Genomic DNA, 10,419 nt, shown 5'->3' with positions numbered 1-10,419 from the left:
CAGGTCCCCGGCGGAGCGCGTCACCGCCGAAGGCGGCGGCTGCGCGGCCCGGGGAGCCGCTTGGGCCGCCCCTGCCTCAGCGGCCCCGGATACGGCCAGTAACGCTGATGCCAGTGTGAGTACGACACCGCGACGCGCGGATCTGAACATGGCTCACCCCACCCCCATAGGAAACAGACAGATCGTCTGTCACGGCATGAGCCAAGCGAAACGAATATCGAACATGTGGCCGATAATCGCTGTTCGCCGACAGGGGCCCGTACCGCGGCCGGGCCCGGACCGTGGTGACGGGTCCGGGCCCTGCTGATGGGATGTCTTGCGGCGTGGTGTCAGTTCTGGGTGGTGTCGTCGGCCGCCTGCTCGGCGTCCTTGGCCGCGGCGGCCTTCTCGCGCATCTTGCGCACCAGCTCCGCCTTCTGGTCGGCGGCGTTGCGGCGGTCGAGGTTGCGGTGCGGGCCGTTGTTCTGCCGTTCGGCGCGGGACAGCTTCTTGCGCTGCCCGCCGCCCTGGCCCACGGGGTTGTTGATGTTCTTGCTGTCGGTCACGGGTTCTCCCGGGTCATGATGTGAAGTGATCTACGGATTCATCGGTGGGGGACGGGCGCGGCAGCGGCCCGTCACGCTCTCACTCGTGAATCGGCGTCTGGAAGAACATGACAACGACGGTACCCGGTTCCGGAGGCCCCGCACACCAGGCTCTTCCCGCCCCCGCGTGATCGCCGGAGAGACTCCGGCATCGAGTTGCGGACGGAACCTGTCCGCAAGGGGGGTTAGTTTGCTGTCATGGCTTCCAGGACGACCCATCCCGTACTCGGCACCCGCGCTCTGAACCGTGCCACGCTCTCCCGCCAGTTGCTGCTGAGCCGTGCCGAGACGACCGTGGGGGACGCCGTCGGGCACCTCCTCGGGCTGCAGGCGCAGAACGTGAAGCCGCCGTACTTCCAGCTGCACGCCCGGCTCGCCGGTTTCCGGCCCGCCGATCTGGCCGGGCCCATGGAGTCCCGCGAGGTCGTCCGGATGGTCACCATGCGGTCGACGATCCACACGCACACCGCCCAGGACGCCCTGACGCTGCGGCCCCTCGTCCAGCCCGCCCGCGACCGCGAGGTCACCTACTTCCGCAAGGGGCTCGCGGGCGTGGACCTGGACCGGCTCGCGCGGCGCGCCCGCGCCTTCGTCGAGAGCGAGCCGCGCACCATGGGCGAGATCCGCGAGGAGCTCCTGCGGGACTGGCCCGACGCCGACCCGCAGTCGCTGTCCGTCGCCGCCCGCTGCCTGCTGCCGCTGGTCCAGGTCACCCCGCGCGGGGTGTGGGGGCGCAGCGGCCAGGTCCGGCTCACCACCGTCGAGAGCTGGCTCGGGAAGCCCGCCGGTGCCGCGCAGTCCGTGGACGAGGCCGTGCTGCGCTACCTCGCCGCCTTCGGGCCCGCCTCCGTCAAGGACATGCAGACCTGGGCCGGTCTGACCCGGCTGCGCGAGGCCTTCGAGCGGCTGCGCCCGGACCTCCTCGTCTTCCAGGACGAGAACGGCGTGGAGCTCTTCGACGTCCCCGACGCCCCCCGCCCCGACGCGGACACCCCGGCGCCGCCCCGCTTCCTCCCGGAGTTCGACAACCTCCTGCTCTCGCACGCCGACCGCACCCGTGTGGTCGCCCCCGAGATCAAGGGGCGCACATGGACCGGGAACCAGGCCCACTGCACCCTGCTCGTGGACGGGTTCCTCGCCGGCCTGTGGAAGCTGGAGGGGCGGGTGCTCACCGTCGAGCTGTTCGGGCCGGTCCCCAAGGCGGCGCGGGAGGAGATCGTCGCCGAGGGTGAGCTGATGGTGGCGGGGATGGGCGAGTCCGGCGGATCCGGCGCCGCGTCCGTACGGTTCGGACCGATCAAGCCCTGACCCGCGCGTCCGGACGGGCCGGCAAGGCCCCCGGGCGCCCGGGACCGCCCCCCGGACGGTCAACTCGCGGCTGACGCCGCACTGGTGGTCCGTACACCGGAGGCGGCACGATGCCCGTCATGACGACCGAGAGTACGCGGGACCATGCCACCGCCCAGTTCCTGGCCGCGCGGGACTTCCTGCTGGAACGCCGCGGCGACTACGAGGCCGCCCACGCCGGATTCACCTGGCCCCGCCCCCACCGCTTCAACTGGGCCCTGGACTGGTTCGACCACATCGCCGCCGGGAACGACTCCGACGCCCTGCGCATCGTCGAGGAGGACGGCACCAGCAGGGCCCTCACCTTCGCCGAGCTCTCCCTGCGGTCCGGCGCCGCCGCCAACTGGCTCCGTGAGCAGGGCGTCGCGCCCGGCGACCGGATCCTGGTCATGCTCGGCAACCAGCGCGAGCTGTGGGAGGTGATGCTCGGCGCGATGAAACTGCGTGCCGTCGTCATCCCCGCCACCCCGCTGCTCGGCCCGGCCGACCTGCGCGACCGGGTCGAGCGCGGGCAGGTGCGCCATGTCGTCGTGCGCGTGGAGGACACGGCCAAGTTCGACGGCGTACCGGGCGGCTACACCCGGATCGCCGTCGGGGACCAGGTCCCCGACGGCTGGCTGCGACTGGCCGACACGGCCACCGCCGACGGCGATTTCACGCCGGACGGCGAGACCCTCGCCACCGACCCGCTGATGCTCTACTTCACCTCCGGCACCACGGACCGTCCCAAGCTCGTCGAGCACACGCACGCCTCGTACCCCATCGGGCACCTCTCCACCATGTACTGGCTCGGGCTGCGCCCCGGCGACGTGCACCTCAACATCGCCTCGCCCGGCTGGGCCAAGCACGCCTGGTCCAACCTCTTCGCCCCGTGGAACGCCGGAGCGACCGTCTTCGTCCACAACTACACCCGCTTCGACGCCGAGCGGCTGATGGCCGAGATGGACCGGCACGGCGTGACCACCTTCTGCGCCCCGCCCACCGTGTGGCGGATGCTGATCCAGTCCGACCTCACCAAGCTGGCCCGGCCCCCGCGCGAGGCGGTCGCCGCCGGGGAGCCGCTCAACCCGGAGGTCATCGAGCGGGTCCGGGCGGCCTGGGGCATCACCATCCGCGACGGCTTCGGCCAGACCGAGACCACCCTCCAGGTCGGGAACTTCCCCGGGGTGCCCGTCAAGCCCGGCTCCATGGGCCGCCCGGCGCCCGGCTACGAGATCGTCCTGCTGGACCCGGTCACCGGCAAGGAGTCCCCCGACGAGGGCGAGCTCTGCGTGGACCTGCGCACCCGGCCCGCCGGGGTGACGACCGGCTACCGCGACGATCCGCAGCGCACGGCCGAGGCCATGGCGGACGGGCTCTACCGCACGGGTGACATCGCCGCGCGCGACGCCGACGGGTACCTCACCTACGTCGGCCGCTCCGACGACGTGTTCAAGGCCTCGGACTACAAGATCAGCCCGTTCGAGCTGGAGAGCGCCCTGCTGGAGCACGAGGCCGTGGCCGAGGCGGCCGTCGTCCCGGCCCCGGACGCGCTGCGGCTGGCGGTCCCGAAGGCGTACGTCACCCTCGCGGGCGGCTGGGAGCCCGGGCCGGAGACGGCCCGGGTGCTGTTCGAGCACTCCCGCGCGGTGCTGTCCCCGTACAAGAGGATCCGCCGCATCGAGTTCGGCGAGCTCCCGAAGACCGTGTCCGGCAAGATCCGCCGGGTGGAACTGCGGGAGCTCACCGCGGCCGGGTCGGCCGAGGAGTACCACGAGGCCGACCTGGACTGAGGGGAGCTCACACGGGCAGGTGCGCCTCGATCGCGGCGATGACCTCGGGCGCCTCGGGCTCGGTGCGCGGGCGGAAGCGGGCCACGACCTCGCCGGCGGGGGAGATCAGGAACTTCTCGAAGTTCCACTGGATGTCCCCGGCCTCGCCCTCCGCGTCCGGGGTCTTCACCAGCTCCGCGTAGAGCGGGTGCCGGTTCTCGCCGTTGACCTCGGACTTCTCCAGGATCGGGAAGGTGACGCCGAAACCGGCGGCGCAGAAGGTCTGGATGTCCTCGGCGGTCCCGGGCTCCTGCTCGCCGAACTGGTTGCAGGGCACGCCGATGACCGTGAAGCCCTTCTCCTCGTACGTGAACTGCAGGCGGGCCAGTCCCGAGTACTGCGGGGTGAGCCCGCACTGCGAGGCCGTGTTCACCAGGAGGATCGCCTTGCCCTTGTGGGCGGCGAGACTGGTGGGCTCGTCGGACAGGGTGGTCAGGGGGATGTCGTACAGGCTCATCGGACTCTCCTGGGCAGGAAGCAGGCAATGCCTACGAGCTTAGGGGGTGGCCTGCCGATCATGCCGATCTTGCCGGACTCGCGGGCCTGATCGGCGCGAGGGGCCGCCTACGCGTCCGGCCCGACCAGCGCGTCCGCCGGGTCGTTGACCGGCTGCGGCATGCCCGTCAGGTCCATGACGAACAGCGGTATCCCGAGATCGTCCGCGCGGGCCCGGGCGTCCTCCGTGTACCCCGCGAGCGCGAAGTAGACGCTGGTCGCCGAGGCGGTGAGCCCGTTCAGCCAGACGCACTCCACCGCACGCAGCCCGGCCGGCGCGGTGGTCGGGTCCACCTGGGCGACCAGGCCCGGGGCCCGCAGGTCCACGGTCGCTGCGGGGATCGGGCGCCCGTCGGGCTGCCGCACGTCCCGGAAGCCGAGCCAGCGCAGGTACAGCGCGGCCGTGGCCACCGCGTCGCGGGCCGTACGGATGGTCACCGGGCGGAACGCGGGCCGCGGCACCGGGGCGGTCGGCGGCGGCGGGATGTGCGCCGGGTGCCCGCCCAAGGGTCCACCGGGGGGTCCGCCCGCACGTCCTGCGCCTGCGCCTGCGGCGCTGCCCCGATCCGGACCGGCGGCCGCAGCGGGCGTGCCGGTCGGACCCGCCGGGGTCCCCGGCGCCTCCGGCGGATGCACCGGAATCAGCACCACCGTCCCGCACGCACCGCATCCGAGCTCGGGATGCGGCCATTCGCTCTCCCGGCCGCACGTCGTACAGCGCACGCTCACCCAGGTGTCCGACCACGTCCGGTGGGTCAGCGGAATCGGCGGCGCCGCCAGGTCCAGCGGGGGATGGACCGGGCTTCCGCAGGCGCAGGGGAAGACCGGGGCGGTGTAACCGTTCTCGCGCAGGCACGCCGGGCAGCGCACCGGTACCGCTTCCGCCATGAGACCTGGACCCCCTCCGTCGCTGTGCGTAGGTCCATGCTCCACCACCGGCGACCGCCGGGGCGAGGCCGCACGCCTTTTCCGGGGGATTCCCGCCGGCGGATCAGTGATTTGTACAAGTCGTCGACCGAGATGCGGCTTTTGGTGTCTTCCGGGGTGCCCTACCGCCTTGACGTCGCAGGAGTCGCCGCTTAGCTTGTTCCGTATAGCAGAACAAAACTTCCGGATTACGGAAAAGCCTGACCGCCAGACCCGCAGGAGAACTCGATGCCTCGTATGACAGCCGCCGCCGCTGCAGTGGAGATCCTCAAGATCGAGGGTGTCGAACAAGCGTTCGGTGTCCCCGGTGCAGCGATCAACCCGTTCTACCGAGAGCTCAAGAACGTGGGCGGCATCGCGCACACCCTCGCCCGCCACGTCGAGGGCGCTTCGCACATGGCCGAGGGCTACACGCGCGCCAAGGCGGGCAACATCGGTGTCTGCATCGGTACTTCGGGTCCGGCCGGCACCGACATGATCACCGGCCTGTACTCCGCGATCGCGGACTCCATCCCGATCCTGTGCATCACCGGTCAGGCCCCGGTCTCGAAGCTCCACAAGGAGGACTTCCAGGCCGTCGACATCGCCTCGATCGCCAAGCCGGTCACCAAGAAGGCCACGACCGTCCTGGAGGCCGCGCAGGTCCCGGGCGTGTTCCAGGAGGCCTTCCACCTGATGCGCTCCGGCCGTCCGGGCCCGGTCCTCATCGACCTCCCGATCGACGTCCAGCTGACCGAGATCGAGTTCGACCCGGAGACCTACTCCCCGCTGCCGGTCTACAAGCCGCAGGCCACCCGCGCCCAGGCCGCCAAGGCCCTGCAGTTCCTGCTGGAGTCGGAGCGCCCGCTGATCGTCGCCGGCGGCGGCATCATCAACGCCGACGCCTCCGACCTGCTGGTCGAGTTCGCCGAGCTGGTCGGCGTCCCCGTCATCTCCACCCTGATGGGCTGGGGCACCATCCCGGACGACCACGAGCTGGCCGCCGGCATGGTCGGTGTGCAGACCGCGCACCGCTACGGCAACGCGACGTTCCTGGAGTCGGACTTCGTCTTCGGCATCGGCAACCGCTGGGCCAACCGTCACACCGGTTACAACCTCGACGCCTACACCAAGGGCCGCAAGTTCGTCCACGTCGACATCGAGCCGACCCAGCTGGGCAAGATCTTCGCCCCGGACTTCGGCATCGCCTCCGACGCCAAGGCCGCGCTGGAGCTCTTCATCGAGATCGCCAAGGAGCTCAAGGCCGAGGGCAGGCTGCCCGACTTCTCCGCCTGGGCCGCCTCCGCGCAGGACCGCAAGGCGACCCTGCAGCGCCGCACGCACTTCGACAACATCCCCCTGAAGCCGCAGCGCGTCTACGAGGAGATGAACAAGGCGTTCGGCCCGGAGACCCGCTACGTCACCACCATCGGCCTCTCCCAGATCGCCGCCGCGCAGTTCCTGCACGTCTACCGCCCGCGCAACTGGATCAACTGCGGCCAGGCCGGCCCGCTCGGCTGGACCATCCCGGCCGCCATCGGTGCCGCCACCGCGGAGCCGGAGACCCCGATCGTCGCGCTGTCCGGCGACTACGACTTCCAGTTCATGATCGAGGAGCTGGCGGTCGCCGCCCAGCACAAGGTCCCCTACGTCCACGTCCTCGTGAACAACGCCTACCTGGGCCTGATCCGTCAGGCGCAGGGCGGCCTGGGCATCAACTTCGAGGTCAACCTCGAGTTCGAGAACATCAACACCCCCGAGCTGGGTGTCTACGGTGTCGACCACGTCAAGGTCGCCGAGGGCCTGGGTGTCAAGGCGATCCGCGTCACCGACCCGGACAAGCTGGGCGAGGCCTTCGAGGAGGCCAAGAAGCTGGCCCAGGAGTTCCAGGTCCCGGTCGTCGTCGAGGCCATCCTGGAGCGCATCACCAACATCGCGATGAGCAAGACGGTCGACATGAGCGACGTCACCGAGTTCGAAGAGCTCGCGACCGAGCCGGGCCACGCCCCGACCGCGATCAAGGCCCTGCAGGTCTGATCCGCCCCCGCGTCACCCGACGGCCCCCGTTCCTCCGTTCCGGAGGGGCGGGGGCCGTTCGCGTGGTCCCTGCGGCGCGCGGCGCGGGTCTTCAGGGCACCCGCGGGAACCGGACGGGAACGGCGACGACCGTCGTGGGGCCGTCCGCCCCGGCGACGGCGAACTCCGCCGGTGCCTCCGGGGCGGCCGCCCGCTGCCTGCCGCCGCCTCGCGGCAGCACCTCCGTGACCTCGTACGCCGTGGCGAACGGCGTCCACCGGGGCTCGTCGGAGGTGAGGAGGGTGCCGCCGCCGTCGAGCGGCCCGCCGGCGACGGCCTCGGCGAGCTCGGCGACCAGGCCCGCGTGGACCACCGCCGGATCCGGCACGTACACGTAGCGGCCCAGGGGGCGCACGGACGGCTCGGGCAGACCGCGTGAAGTGAGCGAGGCGCCGGCGGGCAGCAGGGTGGCCTTGCGCACGGTGACCGGTGCGGGCTCCGGGTGCAGGCCGAACCACAGGACCAGCTCCTGGACGGTTCCGGCGTGGGAGATCCACTCGGCCTCGTCGGCCCGGCCCAGATCGGGTACGGCCCCGGGCGCGAGGCCGGGTGCGAGCCGGACCCAGCCGAGGCCGGTCGTGCGTACGCGGTCCAGTGCCCAGGAGAGCGGCGGACGGTACGACTCGGGGTCGTGGGCGCCGTCGGGCCCGGGACGCCGCATCAGGTCGATGAAGACGGCCTCGCCCTGGCTGTCGAACCGGGCGAGGTCCTCGCGGTGGGGGAAGAACAGCGAGGCGTTCGCGACGGGCGCGTTGGCTCCGGCTATCTCGACGGTCAGCGGATCCGGGTCGACGGCCGTGGTGTGGTGCGACCAGCTGAGTACGAGGGCGTCCAGGCCGCTGCCCAGGCCTATCGCGTCGATCAGCACCACGCCGACCTCGTCCAGGACGCGGTCCAGCTTGTACTCGGCCACGGCCAGGGGGGAGGCGAGCTCGACGAAGTCGGGCGTGAGGTACATCCGCGCGGCGAACTCCCCGAGCTTCGCCGCGGCCCGTCCGCGCAGCCGTACCTGCTCCTCGGCGGCCGCCACCAACGCGGGGGGCCGGTCGTGCCGCAGCGCCGGTTCCCCGACCGGTCCCGCGTCCCCCAGGGCCGCCAGCAGGCTCTGCCCCTCATCCGACAGCAGGGCCCGGAACACCTGAAGATCCATGGGGCCATTCAATCAACGGACCAGCAGCGCCGGACTGCCCGGCCCGGCCCGGCGCAGCACACTGGCCGCACGACAAAGCGCCGAGTCACGGGACCGTCCGTGACTCGGCGCTCTGGTTGTTACCGCCCGACGGTGCGAGGCTGGCGCGACAGGACGTTCGCACCGCCGGGCGGAGTGTGTGGGGAGGTGGGTCCCTCCGTGTGCAGGGGGCTCTGTGCGTAGCCCCTGTACGCGGAGGACGGGATTGGCTGGGACCGTGGCGGGCGGGCGACGAGAACTCCGGCGTCGTCTCCCTCAGGTCAAGAGACGGGCCTCGGAACCCATTACCACCGCACTGGCTCGCACGCTCGCCACGGTCCTCGTCCTGCCCTCACCGTGTACCACCCCTCATCCGGGTCCACGGGTCGGGCTGAGCACCCGGGGCCTGACCTCCCGTCAGGCCCCCGGTACATCTGGGTGGCTCAGGCGTCGCGCAGGGCGCGGACGGCCTCCTCGACGCGCTTGCCGTAGTCGGCGTCGGCGGCGTGGAAGTGAGCCAGGTTCTTCTCGATGACGTCTTCCAGGGTGACCTGCGAGAGACCGCCGGCGATGTTCGCCACCAGGCGCTGCTTCTCGGCCTCCGACATCAGGCGGTAGAGCTCACCGGCCTGGAAGAAGTCGTCGTCCTTGGTGTGGGCCGGGGCCTCGTGGGTGCCCGTGTAGCCGGAGACGGCCTTCGGGGCGCCCAGCGCCAGACCGGTCTCGGCCGGACCCTGGTACGAGTTGGGCTCGTAGTTCTTGTCGTGGCGCGAGCCGTTGCGCAGCGCCATGACGCCGTCGCGGCCGTAGTTGTCGGCCTTCGTCGCCTTCGGGGCGTTGACCGGCAGCAGGGTGTGGTTCACACCGAGGCGGTAGCGCTGGGCGTCGGCGTACGCGAAGAGGCGGCCCTGGAGCATCTTGTCCGGCGAGGCGGTGATGCCCGGGACGAAGTTGTTCGGGGAGAAGGCGGACTGCTCGACCTCGGCGAAGACGTTGTCCGGGTTGCGGTCGAGGACCAGACGGCCCACGCGCTGCAGCGGGTAGTCGCTGTGCGGCCACACCTTGGTGAGGTCGAACGGGTTGAAGCGGTAGTCCGCGGCCTCGGCGGCGGGCATGATCTGCACGTACAGGGTCCACGAGGGGTTCACACCGCGCTCGATGGCCTGCAGCAGGTCGGTCTGGTGCGAGTTCGCGTCCTTGCCGACGAGCTCGGCGGCCTGCTCGCCCGAGAGGCTGCGGATGCCCTGGTTCGTCTTGAAGTGGTACTTGACGAAGAAGGCCTCGCCCTGCTCGTTGGTCCACTGGTACGTGTGGGAGCCGTAGCCGTTCATGTGACGGTACGACGCCGGGATACCGCGGTCACCCATGAGCCAGGTGATCTGGTGCGTCGCCTCGGGGGCGTGCGCCCAGAAGTCCCAGACGTTGTCCGGCTCCTGCTTGCCCGTGAAGGGGTCGCGCTTCTGGGAGTGGATGAAGTCGGGGAACTTGATCGGGTCCTTGATGAAGAACACCGGGGTGTTGTTGCCGACGAGGTCGTAGTTACCCTCTTCGGTGTAGAACTTGAGCGCGAAGCCGCGCGGGTCGCGGACCGCGTCCGCGCCGCCCAGCGAGTCGGCGACGGTGGAGAAGCGCAGGAAGGTCTCGGTCTTCTTGCCGACCGTGTTCAGGAAGGCGGCGCTGGTGTACGCGGTGACGTCGTCGGTCACCTCGAAGTAGCCGTACGCGGCCGAGCCGCGGGCGTGCACCACGCGCTCCGGGATGCGCTCACGGTTGAAGCGGGCGAGCTTCTCCAGGAGCTGCTGGTCCTGGACCAGGAGCGGGCCACCGACGCCGGCGGTGGCGGAGTTCTGATTGTCGGCGACCGGGGCGCCGGACTCGGTCGTCAGCGTGCGCTTCGACATGGTGACCTTCCGTACGGGGTAACTGCTGACGGAAAGTGTCTTCCGTCATGCGGAACAGCCTAAATTCGGCACGAACTAAACGTCAACAGTTTGTTGAACGAAGTTGAAGGGTGAGTGGTAATCCGGACGGC

General features: G+C 70.8%; 8 protein-coding genes. 3 read left to right on the top strand and 5 right to left on the bottom strand.

Annotation, left to right across the window (positions count from 1 at the left end):
- Window positions 1–329: 329 nt before the first annotated feature.
- On the bottom strand, window positions 330–545 hold the full coding sequence (locus Sspor_RS11260; protein WP_202198946.1) for a DUF6243 family protein: 216 nt from the start codon (window positions 543–545) through the stop codon (window positions 330–332).
- A gap of 237 nt (window positions 546–782) precedes the next feature.
- On the opposite strand from Sspor_RS11260, the gene Sspor_RS11255 reads away from it, so the two are divergent.
- Complete coding sequence (locus Sspor_RS11255) at window positions 783–1,892, top strand: winged helix DNA-binding domain-containing protein (RefSeq protein WP_202198945.1); 1,110 nt, start codon at window positions 783–785, stop codon at window positions 1,890–1,892.
- A gap of 119 nt (window positions 1,893–2,011) precedes the next feature.
- A complete protein-coding gene (locus Sspor_RS11250; protein ID WP_237403804.1) occupies window positions 2,012–3,703 on the top strand; it encodes an AMP-binding protein in 1,692 nt (563 codons plus the stop codon).
- Window positions 3,704–3,710: 7 nt separating this feature from the next.
- On the opposite strand, the gene Sspor_RS11245 is transcribed toward Sspor_RS11250, so the two are convergent.
- Together Sspor_RS11245 and Sspor_RS11240 are read right to left on the bottom strand one after the other, a co-directional pair.
- The gene (locus Sspor_RS11245) at window positions 3,711–4,199 is read right to left on the bottom strand and encodes a glutathione peroxidase (protein ID WP_202198943.1); all 489 of its coding nucleotides are present in this window, start codon (window positions 4,197–4,199) and stop codon (window positions 3,711–3,713) included.
- 107 nt (window positions 4,200–4,306) lie between these two features.
- A complete protein-coding gene (locus Sspor_RS11240) occupies window positions 4,307–5,125 on the bottom strand; it encodes a hypothetical protein (protein WP_202198942.1) in 819 nt (272 codons plus the stop codon).
- 267 nt (window positions 5,126–5,392) lie between these two features.
- On the opposite strand from Sspor_RS11240, the gene gcl reads away from it, so the two are divergent.
- A complete protein-coding gene (gene gcl, locus Sspor_RS11235) occupies window positions 5,393–7,180 on the top strand; it encodes a glyoxylate carboligase (RefSeq protein WP_202198941.1) in 1,788 nt (595 codons plus the stop codon).
- Window positions 7,181–7,271: 91 nt separating this feature from the next.
- Here gcl and Sspor_RS11230 read toward each other — a convergent pair whose 3' ends face one another.
- Window positions 7,272–8,369, bottom strand: coding sequence for a DUF8688 domain-containing protein (locus tag Sspor_RS11230; RefSeq protein WP_202198940.1), 1,098 nt, complete (start codon window positions 8,367–8,369; stop codon window positions 7,272–7,274).
- A gap of 461 nt (window positions 8,370–8,830) precedes the next feature.
- Complete coding sequence (locus tag Sspor_RS11225; RefSeq protein WP_030390353.1) at window positions 8,831–10,288, bottom strand: catalase; 1,458 nt, start codon at window positions 10,286–10,288, stop codon at window positions 8,831–8,833.
- Window positions 10,289–10,419 lie beyond the last annotated feature (131 nt).

The organism is Streptomyces spororaveus, from assembly GCF_016755875.1.
GTDB lineage: Bacteria > Actinomycetota > Actinomycetes > Streptomycetales > Streptomycetaceae > Streptomyces > Streptomyces spororaveus.
The sequence above is the reverse complement of the archived record's forward strand: the minus strand, read 5'-3'. Positions and strand labels throughout refer to the sequence as shown.

Coding starts and splice junctions, on each gene's coding strand:
- Sspor_RS11245 (WP_202198943.1), bottom strand. CDS start 4,199: ATGAGCCTGTACGACATCCCCCTGACCACCCTGTCCGACGAGCCCACC.
- gcl (WP_202198941.1), top strand. CDS start 5,393: ATGCCTCGTATGACAGCCGCCGCCGCTGCAGTGGAGATCCTCAAGATC.
- Sspor_RS11225 (WP_030390353.1), bottom strand. CDS start 10,288: ATGTCGAAGCGCACGCTGACGACCGAGTCCGGCGCCCCGGTCGCCGAC.
- Sspor_RS11230 (WP_202198940.1), bottom strand. CDS start 8,369: ATGGATCTTCAGGTGTTCCGGGCCCTGCTGTCGGATGAGGGGCAGAGC.
- Sspor_RS11240 (WP_202198942.1), bottom strand. CDS start 5,125: ATGGCGGAAGCGGTACCGGTGCGCTGCCCGGCGTGCCTGCGCGAGAAC.
- Sspor_RS11250 (WP_237403804.1), top strand. CDS start 2,012: ATGACGACCGAGAGTACGCGGGACCATGCCACCGCCCAGTTCCTGGCC.
- Sspor_RS11255 (WP_202198945.1), top strand. CDS start 783: ATGGCTTCCAGGACGACCCATCCCGTACTCGGCACCCGCGCTCTGAAC.